The organism is Ponticaulis koreensis DSM 19734, from assembly GCF_000420665.1.
Classification (GTDB): Bacteria; Pseudomonadota; Alphaproteobacteria; order Caulobacterales; family Hyphomonadaceae; genus Ponticaulis; species Ponticaulis koreensis.
On record NZ_ATVJ01000001.1, the window covers coordinates 2255200 to 2272428 of the forward strand.

The 17229-nt window shown below is 53.9% G+C and carries 17 protein-coding genes and 1 tRNA gene; 9 read left to right on the top strand and 9 right to left on the bottom strand.

What is annotated here, in order from left to right; all coding sequences use genetic code 11:
• Nucleotides 1-163 precede the first annotated feature (163 nt).
• Both G523_RS0111380 and G523_RS0111385 read left to right on the top strand, forming a co-directional pair.
• Complete coding sequence (locus tag G523_RS0111380; protein ID WP_022695193.1) at nt 164-682, top strand: antirestriction protein ArdA; 519 nt, start codon at nt 164-166, stop codon at nt 680-682.
• A gap of 1 nt (nt 683) precedes the next feature.
• Nucleotides 684-974: a hypothetical protein gene (locus G523_RS0111385; protein WP_022695194.1), complete on the top strand. Its 291-nt coding sequence runs from the start codon at nt 684-686 to the stop codon at nt 972-974.
• 134 nt (nt 975-1108) lie between these two features.
• On the opposite strand, the gene G523_RS0111390 is transcribed toward G523_RS0111385, so the two are convergent.
• The 3 genes from G523_RS0111390 to G523_RS0111400 all read right to left on the bottom strand — a co-directional run bounded on the left by G523_RS0111390 (nt 1109) and on the right by G523_RS0111400 (nt 3555).
• Nucleotides 1109-1471 (bottom strand): hypothetical protein, encoded by a 363-nt coding sequence (locus G523_RS0111390; protein WP_022695195.1) that lies wholly within the window; start codon nt 1469-1471, stop codon nt 1109-1111.
• A 193-nt stretch (nt 1472-1664) separates the two neighbouring features.
• Complete coding sequence (locus G523_RS0111395; protein ID WP_022695196.1) at nt 1665-2339, bottom strand: hypothetical protein; 675 nt, start codon at nt 2337-2339, stop codon at nt 1665-1667.
• 4 nt (nt 2340-2343) lie between these two features.
• A complete protein-coding gene (locus tag G523_RS0111400; RefSeq protein WP_022695197.1) occupies nt 2344-3555 on the bottom strand; it encodes a hypothetical protein in 1212 nt (403 codons plus the stop codon).
• Between the two features lie 359 nt (nt 3556-3914).
• Between G523_RS0111400 and G523_RS0111405 the strand changes: the two genes are divergently transcribed.
• Nucleotides 3915-4166 (top strand): hypothetical protein, encoded by a 252-nt coding sequence (locus G523_RS0111405; protein ID WP_022695198.1) that lies wholly within the window; start codon nt 3915-3917, stop codon nt 4164-4166.
• Between the two features lie 148 nt (nt 4167-4314).
• Here G523_RS0111405 and G523_RS0111410 read toward each other — a convergent pair.
• Nucleotides 4315-4390 (bottom strand) — tRNA-Thr (locus G523_RS0111410).
• Nucleotides 4391-4959: 569 nt separating this feature from the next.
• Here G523_RS0111410 and G523_RS0111415 point away from each other — a divergent pair.
• Nucleotides 4960-5415, top strand: a complete 456-nt coding sequence (locus G523_RS0111415) for an OmpA family protein (protein ID WP_022695199.1) — start codon at nt 4960-4962, stop codon at nt 5413-5415.
• A 168-nt stretch (nt 5416-5583) separates the two neighbouring features.
• Nucleotides 5584-6894 (top strand): ammonium transporter, encoded by a 1311-nt coding sequence (locus G523_RS0111420; protein WP_022695200.1) that lies wholly within the window; start codon nt 5584-5586, stop codon nt 6892-6894.
• A gap of 35 nt (nt 6895-6929) precedes the next feature.
• Here G523_RS0111420 and G523_RS0111425 read toward each other — a convergent pair whose 3' ends face one another.
• Complete coding sequence (locus G523_RS0111425; RefSeq protein ID WP_022695201.1) at nt 6930-7880, bottom strand: DUF4349 domain-containing protein; 951 nt, start codon at nt 7878-7880, stop codon at nt 6930-6932.
• A gap of 212 nt (nt 7881-8092) precedes the next feature.
• Here G523_RS0111425 and metG point away from each other — a divergent pair, with 212 nt between their 5' ends.
• Nucleotides 8093-9808, top strand: coding sequence for a methionine--tRNA ligase (gene metG / locus G523_RS0111430; RefSeq protein WP_022695202.1), 1716 nt, complete (start codon nt 8093-8095; stop codon nt 9806-9808).
• 59 nt (nt 9809-9867) lie between these two features.
• Here metG and G523_RS20395 read toward each other — a convergent pair whose 3' ends face one another.
• Entirely contained in the window at nt 9868-11199 is a 1332-nt protein-coding gene (locus tag G523_RS20395; protein WP_022695203.1) for a M23/M56 family metallopeptidase, read from the bottom strand.
• Nucleotides 11199-11573, bottom strand: coding sequence for a BlaI/MecI/CopY family transcriptional regulator (locus G523_RS0111440; RefSeq protein WP_022695204.1), 375 nt, complete (start codon nt 11571-11573; stop codon nt 11199-11201). Before G523_RS0111440 ends, G523_RS20395 begins: the two co-directional genes overlap by 1 nt.
• Nucleotides 11574-11739: 166 nt before the next feature.
• On the opposite strand from G523_RS0111440, the gene G523_RS0111445 reads away from it, so the two are divergent.
• Nucleotides 11740-13098, top strand: a complete 1359-nt coding sequence (locus G523_RS0111445; RefSeq protein ID WP_022695205.1) for an amidohydrolase — start codon at nt 11740-11742, stop codon at nt 13096-13098.
• A 57-nt stretch (nt 13099-13155) separates the two neighbouring features.
• Here the strand turns inward: G523_RS0111445 and G523_RS0111450 are convergent, their stop codons facing one another.
• Nucleotides 13156-14379, bottom strand: coding sequence for a CaiB/BaiF CoA transferase family protein (locus tag G523_RS0111450; protein ID WP_022695206.1), 1224 nt, complete (start codon nt 14377-14379; stop codon nt 13156-13158).
• Nucleotides 14380-14487: 108 nt separating this feature from the next.
• Here G523_RS0111450 and G523_RS0111455 point away from each other — a divergent pair, with 108 nt between their 5' ends.
• Nucleotides 14488-15636, top strand: a complete 1149-nt coding sequence (locus G523_RS0111455) for a DUF2336 domain-containing protein (protein ID WP_022695207.1) — start codon at nt 14488-14490, stop codon at nt 15634-15636.
• A 6-nt stretch (nt 15637-15642) separates the two neighbouring features.
• Here the strand turns inward: G523_RS0111455 and G523_RS0111460 are convergent, their stop codons facing one another.
• Nucleotides 15643-16314 carry an EAL domain-containing protein gene (locus G523_RS0111460; RefSeq protein WP_022695208.1) on the bottom strand — a complete coding sequence of 224 codons (672 nt, stop codon included), beginning with the start codon at nt 16312-16314 and terminating at the stop codon, nt 15643-15645.
• A 109-nt stretch (nt 16315-16423) separates the two neighbouring features.
• On the opposite strand from G523_RS0111460, the gene G523_RS0111465 reads away from it, so the two are divergent.
• Entirely contained in the window at nt 16424-17227 is an 804-nt protein-coding gene (locus G523_RS0111465; RefSeq protein WP_022695209.1) for an NUDIX hydrolase, read from the top strand.
• Nucleotides 17228-17229: the final 2 nt, after the last annotated feature.

Genomic DNA, 17229 nt, shown 5'->3' on the forward strand with positions numbered 1-17229 from the left:
GGTCTCCCCTCAGCGCACTTCAAGAAAAATAGACACTGACCGAGGCTCCACGCGCTGCGTGTGCGCCCGCACCACTCTGAATCGATTTTTCCCTCCGTTTACACACCCCGCTTTCGCCAAGGGGCAGGTTTGCATGTGCAACCCAGACCCTACGGAGGTTTTTATGAACAATCAGGGAGAAATCAGAATCTATATGGCGTGCCTCGCCGCCTATAATAACGGCTCTCTGCATGGCCGCTGGATTGATGCTCTTATCGGAGCAGATGCCATTCAGGACGAAATCAACGAGATGCTTAAAACCTCTCCCATGCCGGACGCTGAGGAGTGGGCGCTCCACGACTATGAAGGTTTTGAGGGCCTGAGCCTTTCAGAGTATGAGGGGCTGGAGAGTGTCTGCGAGAAAGCCGAATTCATTGAAGAGCATGGCCGCATGGGTGCCATGCTGGCCGAACACTTCGGCGGGGATCTGGAAGAAGCCCGCAAAGCGTTAGATGACCAATATGCCGGTAGCTACAAATCACTCGCCGACTTTGCTGAAGACATCACAGAACAAACCACACTCATTCCGGACGCTCTGCAATACTATATCGATTACGAGCGAATGGGGCGCGATATGGCGGTGAATGACGTCTTCACCATCGAAGCTGCATTTGACGAAATCCACGTGTTCTGGAGCCGCTGAGATGGCTTCAGAAACACATATCATAGAATGGGAAGGCATCACCATTCAGGTTCGCTATAACCCCGAACAATGGGGAATTACATCCCACATTGAACTGGAAACGCTGAAGCCTGTCCGCGCGCTGCTTCCCGTTACAGAAACGGGCTATCGCTCGCATTTCGTACCGGTGGGGACCGTGGAGGCCACGGGGCTGACCGTATGCGAATATGTCCTTGCATGGCTCGAGCACGTGGCAAAGCGCCCAGAATGGCGCGAAGGGCAACAGAAGGCCGCGCAAGGCGAGCTGTTCTGATTGGTGATGAGTAAAAAATTCGGCTTCGCAGGAGTCCTGCGAAGCCATTGTAGGGTGCGATCTACGGGGCGGCACTTTGCGGCTTTTAGTGCCTCATTGGCCGCTAGCGTGGCTAGCCATGCGGGAGTCGCGTCTCACCTTGCGGCAAGTGTGGTCGTCTCATCGCGCGATGGCAGGCGTTCGCATTCATGAAGCTCAGCAGCGACTTTCTCGCTTTCTGAGCTCACGGTGACTCCTGTGCTCACGGCAGCGGCTGCCAACGTACAGGCAAGGTATGAGGCCCCCGCATCGATCCAGGCGATCGAGACCAAATAGCTACACCCCACGACTCCGGCAAACGTGCCAAGGCCACCCCCGACGGTGACTGCGTTTGTAAGGCGTGCGTTTTCCTGAACGTTGATTCTGCACTCTTCCCTCGTCTCTGCGTGTGCGTGGGGAATGATTGTGGCGGCCGTGAAGGCAGCTGCTGTTACGGTTTTGAGTATGAAGTTGGGCATTCGAGTTCTCCGATTTGCATCGGAAACCCTTTGGCAAGCAGGCACGAATGGTTTATCCTGCTATCGCGGCTTCCGAGCTGTTGCGTTGGCGGAGCGGCGCACTTTTTCGCGGTCGAATTCGATTGAGGAACCGCTCTGTCAACAACCCGCTTTTGCGGATGTAGGGTTAAAATATATTAAGACGTACATTTCGTCAATATCTGCCCTGTTCTTGCTGGGGTACGGGAGCTGTGACCTTATCAAGCAGGTCTTGCTGTTTCTTCAAGCATTCTGATTTCGTAGGGAAGAAGCCTTGGTAGACGTTGTCGTTTCTACGCATGATTGCAACGAAAAAGCTATTATCGTGCTTTTGGACTTGGTCGCCGAAGAAAACTTTTTCGTCGGCTAGCTGCTTATAGTGTTCGTTATACCAGTCGATCGGGTCGTATCCGGCGCGCACTCCCGGGAATTTGGGAATCTGTGCAATCAAGTTTTCGTTATATCGCTCAGTTAGATAAAGATACTCGGCAAGCACATCTACTCGCTGTTTAGCCGCTTCTCTGCAGTACAGTGGAACCGAAGTGGCATCTTCAGTGGAAACAAGTTTGCTTGGTTTGTGTGGTAATTCCTTAATACGCCGTTCTATACTATTAAAATTATTCTTCAGAGATTGTACTTTATCTTCTGATAGCGTTCCACTTCTTTTTAATCTCACGAATGTGGACAGCGCCGAGGACAAATGCGTTCCATTAGTGCCGCCTGCCTTCAGATACTCGATTTTCTTCGAGAGCAGTTCAGAGGGCTCTTCTTTCGTTAGGTGACCGGGCCTCTGTTCGAGTCCGCGAGGTTGAGTTCTTGCTTGCTTTGACTTTGAACTGGAGGGCTGCATATCTTCATTCCATACTTTGTTTGCCCGAGCGTTTCCCGAGATTCACTATCTTGCCTGCGGCAGCAATGATGTTCGCCGCGTGAGCCAGGGCGCCATATGTCAAAGGGTTGGGACAGCTTGCGGCCTGAACAAAACGGAAGCCTTCATCGAAGTTGTGCTGAATATAGCTCGGTTTGAGGCTGACATTTCCATCCACATCGATAACAGCGAGGCGTTCGTAGAGTTGATCATTTATTGCAGAGATGAGAAGGCCGTCTGGCCCCATTTCGCTGTCTCTGTCATTTACGACGCGCCCGTCCAGCACGATCAGTGATGGTCTGTGCGCGGCAACCAGAATCTCGCATAGCTGGACTGCGTATTCAACGATGACTAAAGCCTTGCGGAGTGCGATCTTGTTCATGGACAAGCCATCTGAGCGATAAATTTCGACGCGGCGTTTAAGGGCGCGCTGCGTTAACATTCCGCCGAAGCAGTCATTGTGAAGCGAGCAATCGCCTTCGAAGTCGTCATTAAAGCCATGGTCGATGATATTACATCTATGGGGATGCAGCATGGATAGGTAGGGGTTTCCTTTCCCCTCAAAGAGTACCCCTTGCTGTGTAAGGGCGGCGTTGATATCGCTTGAAAGCTTCACGTAACTGACTGAATGTTCGTCGAAAATGACTTGGTCGACACTTCTTCCCACCCGCGCTGCATAGAGCTTTTGCTTTTGTCGAGTGGTTTCGGAAGTGAGCTCTTTGTGATTGAGTCTCCAGTGATACTCGCCAAGTGATGCGAGAGCGACATCAAGCTGAACATGAATGTCCATAGGGTCGATAATTGAAGCGCATGCGTCACAAGCCAATGCGTACAGATCCAGCCCTGACCACGCTGGATAAAGCCCGGACGCTTCGGTTACCCCGTAACCTGAGCTGTCAAACCCGCGCTCGCTAGGCGCGGTAGATTTGAGTGGCGACGGACTGGCAAGAACGAGGCTTTCTGGTCTCTTCTTGCAAATTTCGGACATCGCCTCGCGCAACGCTTCGACCAGTTCATCCTGCTTCGGAGGTATTGGGAATGTCTTTCGGTAAAGTCTGGTGCAGTCATCTCCCGACCAGCCAAGTTCAATGTGATCGATCTTTTTGCTGTTATGAATGACCTGTGCAGCTGAGGCCTCAATCATTCTGTCAGTATAGACGACACACGCTACGATCTGTTGAGGTTGAGAGTTGGGCATACCGTCGTCCACATTACTGATAGCGCGAGAGCATTCTTGCGACTGATCTCTGAGCAAGCTGGCAGTATACATTGAGTGTATATAAAAAAGCAATAATACACTACAATCTATTCCGGGAAATGGTCGTGCCAACGCGACTGTTGGTTCGTGACGAGCATGATCGACAGGCTTCCTCACGTTGGCCGTTCGAATCCACCACCTTCAGAAATGCTGGCTGGAGCCTCATCCGGTCGTGAACTCGTCAATAGGCGGCCCGCTCCGGTGCGTTGCACCCGTGTGGCCAATGACGCCGTCAGAGTGTCCAACCAATTCGCCTTTCAAGGTTCGGAATTCACCGGCCAAACAGAAAGGAAAATAACATGTCCAATCAACCAATCACCAAACTCAAAGATGGACTTATCTCAGCGACCATCTGGAAGAACCAAACTGAGAATGGAAAAGACCATTACTCTGTGACCTTTTCCCGGAGCTATCTCAAGAATGACGAGTGGCGTGAAGCTTTCAGTTTCTCAGGCTCAGAGCTGCTACGCTTGGCGAGGCTCTCTCAAGCCGCATACGACGAAATCGAGCGTCAGAAACAACAATCAGCATCCTTGGCAGATACTGCTTGATACATCCTGGCCCGCAGCCGCTCGGTTGCGGGTCATTTTCCATGGAAAATACCGACTGTGTAAGGATATTTGTTACACAAACCGGCCAAATGGATGTTGCGACTATTTTGTAGAGAGTAAAAATATCTATGTTTTTCAAGGGGGAAAGTGGTGCCGCCACCAAGATTCGAACTCGGGACCTGATGATTACAAATCAACTGCTCTACCAACTGAGCTATAGCGGCACATCTTGAAAGCGCAGAACTAGCGAACCCGCTTTCGTAAATCAAGAAATAAATTTTTGTGGATAAAACTTACACAAAAACTTACACAGTTACACGTTTTCTCTTCTAAAATGCCTTATAATTCAGTTATTTGTAGCATAGAGCTTATGATTACAAATCAACTGCTCTACCAACTGAGCTATAGCGGCATTTTACCAAAGCGGCACCTTTAGCGAACAAGGAGCCTTAAATCAAGAAATTATGTTTTTGTGGATAAAACTTACACAAAAGCTTACACACTTACACAGTTTCTTAGTTTTTTATCCTTACAATACAGCCGCTTAGCGCATAGAGCTTATGATTACAAATCAACTGCTCTACCAACTGAGCTAAGCCGGCACTGGTAAAGAGCGCGCGTCTTACCGAGTTTGATCGGGTCTGGCAAGTGCTTCTGACAACTGTTTTTCAGAAATTTTTTCTGGAGCCGATTCAGCTGTTTATAACTATCCCAAGATTGCCACATTTGCGCCTCGGAACAATCGGGTTGTTCATTCATTAATTCTGTACGGCCCAATGGGTTGGAGGCAATAATGAAACAGACAGCACGCTTACTTACAGTCGCTGCGGCCATCGCAGCATCCACCTTCGGAGTACATAGTCTCGCGGAACAATCTATCCGTGAAGACATGGAGAAGGCGTGCGCACCTGTAGAGGTTTCAGTTTACTTCGCTCCCTCCCAGTACGAGCTGAACGAATTTGCTGAGGACTTGCTGAAGCAAGCCGTCAGCCGTGTAGAGCATTGCGAACTCGCCCAGATCGAAGTCGTTGGTTTCAGTGATTCATTAGGTCAGGCGGACTTCAATTATCATCTGTCTGAACAACGCGCCGAGCACGCGATGGCCTATCTGGAGGAGCACGGCGTTGTCGCAAATACGATCCAGATGAGCGCACGCGGGCAGGAAGGCGCTGTTTCCGATACTGGTGAGCCATTGATTATGCGCCGCAAGGTCGACCTCCGATTTATTCCGGTGCCGCCGACCGTTTGATATTCCTGCAGACGCAAGTGTCGGGGGAAAATGCCAGCCTAAACGAAAATTTTTGCCGCGCGGGGCTCAACGAGCTTGCGTGCGCGCAATTCTGTATCGTACCGATGTCACCCTGAAAAACGAAAACGGGTTCAATGGCGGGCCCGGATATATTGGGGAGGCTCAACGATGGGTCGTTTCGGACTTGCGCTGCGTCATGCAGTGCGAGCCGTGTTGGCGTTTGGCGTCATCACGGCATTCTCAGGCGCTGCTTATGCCGATACAGGCGACACGGCCTGGATACTTACTTCAACAGCTCTAGTGCTCTTAATGACGCTGCCAGGCCTTGCGCTATTTTATGGTGGCCTTGTGCGATCAATCAACGTGCTCTCGGTTCTGATGCACTGCTTTGCGATCGCCTGTCTCATGTCCGTGATCTGGCTTGTCGTCGGTTACTCCATCGCGTTCGGAGATGGCAATGGCGCAACCGATGGAGCAGGGCAGTGGTGGGGTGGTCTCTCCCGCGCCATGCTGAGCGGTGTCACGGGCGAGAGCATGACGGGTACGATACCGGAACCGCTCTTCTTTATGTTCCAGATGACGTTTGCGATCATCACGCCTGCGCTGATTGTGGGCAGCTTTGTTGAGCGCGTCCGCTTCGATGCGGTGCTGAAATTCTCTGCAATCTGGATTCTCGTTGTTTATGCACCAGTATGTCACTGGGTTTGGGGCGGCGGCTGGCTTGCGGACATGGGCGTTCGTGATTTTGCTGGCGGCCTTGTCGTTCACGCCACAGCCGGCATCTCATCTCTCGTGTTCGTTGCGATGCTCGGAAAGCGTAAGAGCTTCGGTCATGACATGCATCCACCGCACGCACCTGTTCTGGTGATGATTGGCTCGTCTATGCTCTGGGTCGGCTGGTTCGGCTTCAATGCTGGCTCGGCGCTCGGTGCGAATGGCGGCGCCGCACAAGCCATGCTTGTGACGCATATCTCCGCAGCCACAGCGTCGCTCGTCTGGATGATGATTGAGTGGATCCAGTTCCGTAAACCGACGCTCGTCGGCATTTGTACAGGTATGGTTGCCGGTCTTGCGACCATCACGCCAGCAGCAGGATCAGTTGGACCAGCTGGAGCTCTGATCATCGGCTTCCTCGCGGCGATCATCTGCTATTACGCGGTCGTGCTGATCCGCAATCGTCTCAAATTCGATGACAGCCTCGATGTGTTCGCGGTCCATGGTGTGGGCGGCATTCTTGGCACTCTGATTATTCCGTTTGTTGCCGCGCTCGGGCCGCTTGCGCCGGGTCTCGGCGAAGATAGCGTCATGGGTGCGTTCATGGCGCAGGCGACCGGTGTTGTGGCCGTGTGCGTCTGGTCTGCCATTGCCAGCTTCGCAATTCTATTTGTTGTGAAACTTACGGGCAGCCTTCGCGTGGATGAGCAGACTGAAGATCAGGGGCTTGATACAAACACGCATGGCGAGAGCGCTTACCCTTAAGCGCTCTCAGTGTTCATTTTGGTCAGGGGCGGCGCTCAGGCGTCGCCCTTTTCAGTTGTGGCAGGTGCTTCTGGTGTCTTTTTCTTCCGGAAGGCTTTGCGGAAAAGGAACATGAAGAGCCAGATCAGACCGACAATCACAGGCAGCCACGGCAGAACAAAAGCCAGAATGGTCACGATGGAGCTAAGAGCAAATGCGACATTCCGGAAGAAATCTCCGAACGCTTCGGTGACGGGCCGCCAGACAGATTGAGAGGTCGGCGACACGCGCGCCTCGTAGGAGAGGTTGATATCGGACATGGAAACGCGCTGGCGGAGGTTAGCGAGTTGAGACTCGTAGCTGTCGAGTTCGGATTGAACGCGCGCAAGTTCCCGTTCGACGGAGAGCAGTTCTCCAAGATCGCCTTCACGGCTTTCCAACAATTGCTGCAGCCGATCACGTAGCGTGGTTTGTGCCGCCAGACGTGCATCCGTATCAATGATCTGCGCAGTCAGATCGACCGTCGATGTACTTGAGGCGTAGACGCTGGAACTAAATTCACCGAGGCTTTCCGGCAGGCCCTCAAGAAACGGAATTGCCCATTCCGGCGACGCCTTTAACGCGAGGTTTCCTGACGCATAGTCCGTTTCAAGGCCATACACGTTTGAGCTGGTGACGAGACAGTTTTCAGGTCCGGCGTCCTCGCATTGCGTCATGTGGGTTTCGAGTAGGTCACGAAGACGGTCCGTTGGGACGCTGATCGTGCGGTTGTGAGTATAGGCTAGGAAGCGACCGGCGCGCTGAGGCACGCTGTCTGTAGAGCTGACGCTACCTGATGACGGGGATGCAGATGAATCGAGCGCGCTATCTTCCGTGACAGCATAGGATGACGGCGGGGCAGGCGAAATTCGTTCAAGTGCACGGACGTCTCTATCAGGTTCGGATCCTCCGCAGCCCGCGAGCGAGAGCATACACGCTGCGAAAAATATTGCGTTCAGTTTCATCATAGGTGTTTCCCCACTTCATAGGCTTCAGCCTTTTTGATCGAGCGGGAGAAAAGCCCAGAATTGTGACAAGTGTAAGGCTACAACATGCCGAGCGCACTGCCGACATTTCTATGCTTTAGCCGTTTCCTATGGCGCACTTGCGCGTTAAAGAGAGCCTTTGACGACTCAGGGCCTCCTGCGTCTCCACGTAAGATAAGAAATCAGACGGGCACATGGCACGCATCCTCATCACTTCCGCGCTTCCTTACATCAATGGCATCAAGCACCTCGGCAACCTTGCTGGTTCAATGCTGCCAGCTGACGTCTATGCGCGTTTCAAGCGCCTTCAGGGCCATGAAGTTCTATATATCTGTGCGACGGATGAGCATGGCACGCCTGCGGAACTGGCTGCGCAGAAAGACGGTGTGCCGGTTCAGGCTTACTGTGATGAACAGCATGAAATTCAGCGTGCGGCGGGCGAAGGTTTTACGCTGAGCTATGACCATTTCGGTCGTTCGTCTTCGGCTCAGAACGCTGCGCTGACACAGCACTTTGCACATGTACTTGAAGAGCGTGGCCTTCTGGAAGAGCGCACAGAGAAACAGGTCTATTCCATCGATGACGGCCGCTTCCTCCCCGACCGTTATGTTGAAGGCACGTGCCCGCATTGCGATTTTGAAAAAGCGCGCGGCGACCAGTGTGACAATTGCGGACGTTTGCTTGATCCGGTTGAACTCAAGAACCCGTATTCTGCCGTATCCGGCTCTACAAACATCGAGATCCGCGACACGACCCATCTCTACCTCCTGCAGTCTAAAATGCAGGATGATATTCGTGAGTGGGTAGAAGCGTCCACCGAGTGGCCGCAACTGGCGAAATCTATCGCTTTGAAGTGGCTGGATGAAGGTCTGCAGGACCGGGCGATTACGCGTGACCTCTCCTGGGGTATTCCGGTCGCTTACGAAGGTAAGGTGCGTGAAGGCTTCGAGGACAAGGTCTTCTATGTCTGGTTCGATGCACCGATCGAATATATCGGCGCGACGCAGGAATATTCTGAAAAACTTGGAAAGCCTGAAGAGTGGGAGCGCTGGTGGCGTACTGACAAAGGCGCTGACGACGTGACCTATGTCCAGTTCATGGGCAAGGACAACGTCGCGTTCCACACGGTTAGCTTCCCTGTCACAATGATCGGCTCACGCGAACCGTGGAAGCTGGTAGACCGCCTTAAGGCGTTCAACTGGGTCACATGGTATGGTGGTAAGTTCTCAACCTCTATGAACCGCGGTGTTTTCATGGATCAGGCGCTGGAGCTTCTGCCGGTAGATTACTGGCGCTGGTATCTGATGGCCAATGCACCGGAAGGCTCTGATGCGGCCTTCACTTGGGAAGGCTTCCAGGCAGCGGTGAACTCTGACCTCGCGAACGTGCTGGGTAACTTCGTGAACCGCATCACCAAATACTGCAAATCCAAGTTCGATGGTCAGCTGCCCGCCGCTGGCACCCCGGGCGAGGATGAAGCGTGGATGGAAGCTGAGCTCAAAACCCGCCTCAAAACGCTTATGCAGCATTATGAGGAGATGGAGTTCCGTAAAGCTGCTGCAGAAACGCGTGCCATCTGGGCGGCGGGAAATGAGTATCTCACGCGCGCTGAGCCTTGGGTGAAATACAAGAATGACGTTGATGCGGCTGCTGTGGGCGTCCGCACAGGCCTCAATCTTGTAGCGCTCTTTGGCATTCTGGCTCAGCCGTTTATTCCGACAGCGGCTGCTAAAATTCTCGATGCTCTGGGCATTCCGGAAGAGAACCGCAAAATGCCAAATCCTGACGATGATAACCTGCTGGATGCGCTCCCGCATGGCATGAAAATCTCACCGCCTGACGTACTTTTCTCCAAGATTGAAGATGCTCAGGTTGCTGAATGGACTAAGCGTTTCGGTGGCGGGCAGTAAGTCGAGATCTATCACCTTTGAAAAAAAAGGCTCTGCCGCACTGGCAGAGCCTTTTTTCATTAGCGCGCCAGATAGTCGCTCGGGTTCAACGCTTCATTGCCATTCCAGACCTCAAAATGGAGGTGAGGGCCTGTCGCCTGACCGCTCGCGCCAACCGTACCGATTGAAGCACCAACGCTGACGCGGTCACCCGCTGATACGCTTGTCGTGTGCAGCTGGGCATAGCGTGTCCGAATGCCATTGCCATGGTCGATGGTTACCATCAGCCCATAAGCGCCCTGAGCTTCTGCCGAGACGACGGTGCCGGCAGCCGGAGCGCGCACGGGCGTGCCTGTTGCCGCGCCAATATCCATGCCGCGGTGGAAGGCGGCTTCACGCGTGATCGGATGAACCCGCGGCCCGAAGCTGGACGTGAGGCGGCCTTCGGTCGGCAGGAATGCGAGTTCGAATGGTGCAGAGGACGTATCATCCGCGAGCGCAAGCTGTACGCCCGCGAGGGGCAGAAGCATCAACGCGGATGCTAAGGCCGCAACGCGCGGGAGTGTCTTGCCAGTTGACGGTCCGGGCTGCATTATTCGGGTAATTCTCATTCGGTAATCTCCTTTAGGTCCTTGTGAGAAGACCGCCGGAGCGCATGGCAGTGCGTTTCCGGCGGAATGCTTCAGCGCAATGAGAAGAGTTTCTGCATAAGCGCTGGGCATGGAGGTGCGTGTGACGTCGGCGTCACATGCGAGTTCTGCGGCGTGGCGGCAGCGTTCTGTCTGATGACGAACGAATGGATTGAACCAGAACAGACAATCGATCATCGAGAGGCAGAGAAACCAGACGGCGTCCTGTCGGCTGTGGTGAGCGGCTTCATGCGCGATGATCATGTCGATCTGTGGCTTGGAAAGGCCGCGGAAGAGCGCTTCGGAGATGATGATTTTGCCGCTCACTGTTGTGATCGCCGAAATCGGAGCGTCAGAAAGAAATACGCTTTCATGCGGCACACTGCGTCGTTCGACCGTCCGCATTTGCGCAATACGCTGCCCAAGCTTCAAGGCGTTCCAGAAAAAACCGCACAGGTAAAGCAAACCCAGAGCGGGCGCGATGAGCGGCCCGATGTTCAGGTGGACGCTTTCTCTTACAGTTGCGCTTGGCAAGACCTCCTGATTGCCCCCGAAGTAATAAGCGAGTTCCGGAAGCGGCAATTGCGACATGGCGAGTGTTGGCGCGAGCTTCAGTGCGGCAAACCCCAGAACAGGCGCAATGATCATTGAAAAGAGAACCGTCTTTTCGAAGTTTTCAGAGCGCCATGTTGCAGGAATGAAGCTCCGCAGAGTTGCAAGTAGACCCGACCATGCAAATGGAATGATGGCGCAGACAAGAACGAGAGCGGGTATCGTCGTCATCACTGCGTATCCTTCTCGTTCAGGTCTTTCAGCAGGTCTTCAAGTTCGTCGATTTCGTCTTCCGAGATGAGGGAGCTACCGACAAAGGCCGCAGCAGGTAGAGGCTGGTCCGAGCCGAGAATATTCTTCGAAAAGTCACCTATCAGGCTCGCCAGAACGGAAAGTTTAGGCGTCGTTGGGATGAAGGTTTTGATGCCATGCACCATCTCGATGGCGATCAGCTCCTTATCCACCATCCGGTCCAGCGTCTTGCGCGTGGATGAGAATGACCAACCAGTGCTTGCCTCTGTTGCGTCGTGAATTTCACGCGCGCTCAGGCGGCGAGATTGCCAGAGCGGGCGGAGCAGTGTGAGCTCAGTATCTGTGGGTTTCATAGTGCGACTCATTTGCGGTGTGCGACACATGTCGCGCAAGTGCGACGTGGAGTCAAATTACGTCAGGGTAATTTTTAAATTGATGGTTTCGGGATGACAAAGGCGCAGGCTTGAACCTGTCGCCGCTGCGTGGTCCTCTGGGTGAATGTATTTCGAGGGCTGAATCATGAAAAACACCTATCTACTCGGCAGCGCGCTGGCCTTGAGCCTTGCCGGGCTGCAGTCTGCATTCGCGCAAGATATTGAAACTGGCGCCGATCTGATCACGGTCTATCAGCATCTCCATGCCAATCCCGAACTGTCGCTTCAGGAAGTGAATACGTCCGCACTTCTCGCACGTGAGCTGGAAAGTCTGGGCTTTGAGGTGACGACGGGGCTCGGTGATGACTGGGTTCGCGCGAAGGCGGAACGCGAACAGGGTGTCGTTCGTGAGAATGTTGGTGGCTATGGCGTCGTCGGCGTGATGCAAAATGGTGACGGGCCTACGCTTCTCATTCGCGCCGACATGGATGCACTCCCGGTGCCTGAACAAACGGGCTTCAGCTTCGCCTCAGAGCAGGTCGCGACCTCGTGGACGGGTGTTGAGGGGCCTGTAATGCATGCCTGCGGCCACGACATCCATATGACCTCATGGCTGGGCACTGCGCGAAATCTCGTCAACCGCCGTGATGAGTGGTCTGGCACTCTGATCATGATCCTGCAGCCAGCCGAGGAACTGGGGCTCGGTGCGCAGGCCATGCTGGAAGAGGGGCTGTTCGATGACTTTCCTGTGCCGGACTATAATCTGGCGCTCCATGTGAATTCATCAATGCCTGCCGGCACGGTCGGCTATGTGCCCGGCTTTGCTATGGCCAACGTAGATAGCGTCGACATCACTATTCACGGCGCAGGCGGCCACGGGGCGTATCCGCATACAACGATCGACCCTGTCGTCATTGCTGCGCATACGGTGACCGCGCTGCAAACGCTTGTTTCCCGAAATGTGAACCCTCAGGACCCCGCCGTTGTGACGGTCGGTGCAATTACAGCGGGCCACAAGCACAATGTCATTCCGGACGAAGCTCATTTGCAGCTGACTGTGCGCTCATATGGCGAAGATGTCCGTGAAACGCTGCTGAGCGGCATTGAGCGTATTGTACGCGGACAGGCGGAAGCCTTTGGCGCGCCGGAGCCTGAATTCTTTGTCGATCCGGATTACACGCCAGCGACCTTCAATGATCCTGATTTGTCCGAGCGCATTGGCAGTGCACTCCGCGCAACGCTCGGCGACGAGTCCGTGCGTATCCTGTCTCCGGTGATGGGCGGCGAAGATTTCAGCCGCTATGCACGAACCGATGAAAACATTCCGGGCATGCTGTTCTGGATCGGCGCGATTTCTGAAGAGCAATATGTGGCGTCACAGAATGGCGGTCCGGGGTTGCCATCGCTTCATTCGGGGCTTTTCGGTCCTGACTTTGAAAACACTATCGAAACCGGCGTGACATCTATGACGGCGGCTGCGATGGAAATACTTGGAAATCAGTGATGTGATTAACCAATGAAGTAAAAAAGGACGGCCTTTGAGCCGCCCTTTTTATTTACCCTATTTTACAATGCCTTTTTCGTAGAGGGCATCAATATCGGCCTCTGATAGCCCCATTGCGGCCAGCGTTTCGCGGGTGTGTTCGCCCATAGCCGGAGCGGGGCCGCTTGGGCCATCTTCAGTGCCAGGGAAGCGCGCCGGGGAGCCGGGTGTCTTGAATGTGCCGCCAGAGCTGGAAGGCATTTCCTGAATACCGCCAGCTGCATAGACCTGCGGATCCTGCGCAACTTCGGCCAGAGACTGGACCGGCGCCCATGCAATCTGTTCAGCATCAAGGCGTTCGGAAATTTCCGCCATATCCATCTGGTTCAGCGCGGCGTCCAGACGCTCAACGACCTCACGTGAGTTCGCGCGGCGGCCTTTACCGGAAACCAGCCGCTCGTCGTCCGCCATTTCAGGCACACCAGCAGCGCGGCAGATCGGTGCCCAGTCACCATTGCCCTGTCGGGCAACGATCGTGAACCATTTCTCGTCCTTGGACTGGAAGAAATTCATGATCGGCACATTGGTGCTGTAACGGTCTTTGGTGGACGCCACCTTGTTGAAGAAGAGCTGGATTGCGAGGTCGCTACCTACTGAATAGAGGCCTGCGCGGAGGAGGGATGCCTCTACCAGTTGGCCTTCGCCTGTACGGAATTTCTTCACAAGTGCAGCATTTATCGCGGACGATGCTGCAATCGATGTGACGTGATCACCGAATGCCGTGCGGAGCGGGAACGGGTCTGAGCCTTTCGGCGGGAAAAGGCGCGCAAGGCCCGCACGTGACCAGAAAGACGCAATGTCAAATCCGGGGCGATCCTTATCAGGCCCTTCAAGGCCGTAACCAGTCAGCGTGCAGTAGACGAGGCCCGGATTGATCGCTTTGAGCGCTTCATAGTCGAGACCGGAGCGTTCAAGTCCGCCTGGACGAACGTTTGTCAGGAAGACATCGGCTTCTGCCGCAAGTTTTTTGACGATCTCAACACCTTCTTCTGTGGAAGTGTCCACGACGATGGATTTCTTGCCACGGTTGTCGAAATCGAAGACTGGATTGTCTGTCGAATCAGTTCCGATAGATGCAAAGAACTGGCGAATCGGGTCGCCTTTAGGGGGCTCGATCTTGATTACCTCGGCGCCCCAGTCTGCCAGAATGCATCCAGCACCCGGTGCTGCCATATAAGTTGCGTATTCAATGACCTTAATGCCTTGCAGCATGTTGCCTCCCACAAGCGTATCTGATTTCATTTGTGTTTCTTAATTTCTGACGAAAATATTAACCGCGGTAAGCAGACGTTAATGTTAACCGCCAAAATTAAGAGCGAACGTTATTCACTTTCGTTAAGGCTTTAACCTATGTCCGTCAAAGCGATGCGCCCGAAATTAAATCAGGATGATATTGTTCGTCTGATGAAGGGCAGTTCTGCAGAAGACCGTGCGCACGCAACGCACAAGCTCTGCCGCCGTATCGGCAATGAGGAATTGCAGTCTGAGGATAAAGTGTTCGCAGATCAGATTCTTAATCTGCTTGCACAGGATGCCGAGAAACTTGTTCGCCGCGCTATGGCGGTGACACTTAAAAATTCTCCGAACTTGCCACGTGAAGTGGCGTTGAAGCTGGCGCACGATATCGATTCTGTGGCGCTGCCTGTCATTGAAAATTCTCCGGTGTTCCGGAACTCGGATCTTGTGGAGCTCGTTCTCAACGCGACGGAAGCAAAACAGATTGCTGTTGCAGGGCGTGAGAAGCTTTCTGCTGAGGTTGCTGACACGATTGCCGAGCATGCCTGCCGTGATGCGGTTGTTAAAATGGCATCGAACGACAATGCCAATCTGACGGAACGCGGATACGGTTTCACTATCGATCGTTTCAAAACCGATGAAGACGTGCAGAGCGCACTGATCTCACGCAGCTGGATTCCGCCACAGGTCGCCGAAAAAATGGTGTCTCTGGTTTCAGGTCAGATGTTTGATCTGCTCGTAAATAGTCACGAGCTTCCGCCACAGCTGGCGATCGAGCTTGCCTCCGGTGCGCACGAGCGTGCGACGCTCGATCTTGTCGAACAGGCTGGCCATTCCAGTAACTTGCCGCGCTTCGTGCAGCAGCTCGCTCTGAATAACCGCCTTACGCCTAGTATGATCATGCGGGCAATGTGTCTGGGACACGTATCTTTCGTTGAGCACGCATTGTCAGAACTCTCAGGTCTGCCGCATCACCGGACATGGCTGTTGCTTCACGATGCCGGCGCTCTCGGACTGCGCAAAATCTTTGAACATGCAGGCCTGCCGAAAGGCATGCACGTGCCGTTTCAGATGGCGATCAATGTTTACCACGAGCTCGACTATGACGGTCTGGATGGAGACCGCGAACGTTTCCGTAAGCGCATGGTCGAACGCGTCCTGACGCAGTTTCAGAACATTCCGAAAGCGGATCTGGATTACCTGCTTGAGAAGCTGGACGCGTACCGTGAGGTCGAGGACCAGCGTTCGGACGAAGCGGCTTAAGCGCTTTTACGCGTCACACACCATTTTCAATGCATGGGTCGCGCCGTAGCTCTGAAGGAGTTCGGCGCGTTTCCAATGTGCCCGCTCGATAATGACGTCTCCTCCGAGGGAGGAAACGATTTCCGCGCGGTGTTGCAGCGTTTCGTCTGTCAGCAGATCGTCTTCCTGAACACGCATACGCTCTACCGCTGACCGAAGGCGCGCACCAAACGGTGCAGTGGACGATTGGCGGGCATCCAGACCGATGCGGAAGCCTACACGTCGATAGGATTCCATTCGGCTCAGAACGTCGATCTCGCTGGAGACAAGGCTTGCATCGTGGAATTCCATGACGAATTCCTGCGGGCACCAGCCTTCAGCTTCCGCTGCGACCTTACAATGGCGCGCGGCATCTTCGTATTGAAGAATGCAGAGCGGCATCGGCACGTGGATGGGACGAATATTGATGTCGTACTGACGCGCAGTATGAGCCAGCTTGCGCAGTGTTGTGACGAGCCATGCCGTTGGATGATTCGTCGCTGTGTGACCCATTGGCAGGTCTTCAAACAGCGGATCAACGCGCGTGATAGGGAAATCGATTTCGCCGGTTGAGAGCTTCAGGCATGGCTCAAAACGGCTGCGAAACGGACGGTTACCAGGCGAAGTCGATGTTAATGCTGCGAAAAAGGCCTGGCTCATGATGTCTCCCTGGTCTGGACAAGGAGAGAGACTAGCAGGACACTCCTACAATCCCGTGCCGATCTGATCCGCAATTTCAGAGAAGCTCAAACGACAGTGGAGAGAATTTGTGAACGATTTCAGCAAGTCCGCGGAGCCTGTTCTGTCCTCCACCATGCTGCTCCTCAAAGGTGAGGATGCCCCTGCGGTACTCATGGTGAAGCGCCATTATCAGATCGATTTTGCGTCCGGTGCTATGGTATTTCCGGGCGGAAAAGTCAGCGCTGATGACCATCGAGAGGACTGGGAAGGATGGTATCACGGGACGTATTTGGATGACGAACTCGCCGCGCGTATCGGTGGCGTACGAGAAGTTTTCGAGGAGTCCGGAATTCTTCTTGCAACCCGAAAAGGTGACCCTGCCGGAAAATTCGTTGGTCAGTCTGTTTGCAATGAACTTGCTGAATTCCGTTCGCCGGTGGATCGGGGTGAGATGAGCTTTCTGGAGCTGGTGCAGAAGTATAAGCTGCAACTCGATCTGACTGATCTGCAGCCCTATGCTCACTGGATTACGCCAGACTTCATGCCGAAGCGCTTCGATACACGTTTTTACGTCGCGCGCGCTCCAGAAGGGCAGGAAGCATTGCATGATGGCCGCGAAACGACGGAAGCTGTCTGGATGACACCGACTGAAGTTCTGGAAAAGGCAGAGGCAGGAGAGGCAAAGCTCTTATTCCCGACGCGCGTGAACCTGGAGCGATTGGAAGATCTGGGTTCTGTTTCAGCTATATGCGAGTTCGCGCAGCCGGAAAACGTGGTCACAGTACTTCCTGTTGTGGAGAGCGACGAAACCGGAAAGTTTCTCCGCATACCAAAAGCGGCCGGTTATCGTGTGACAACCGAGCCGCTTGAAAGGGTCATGAAAACAGTCTGAGG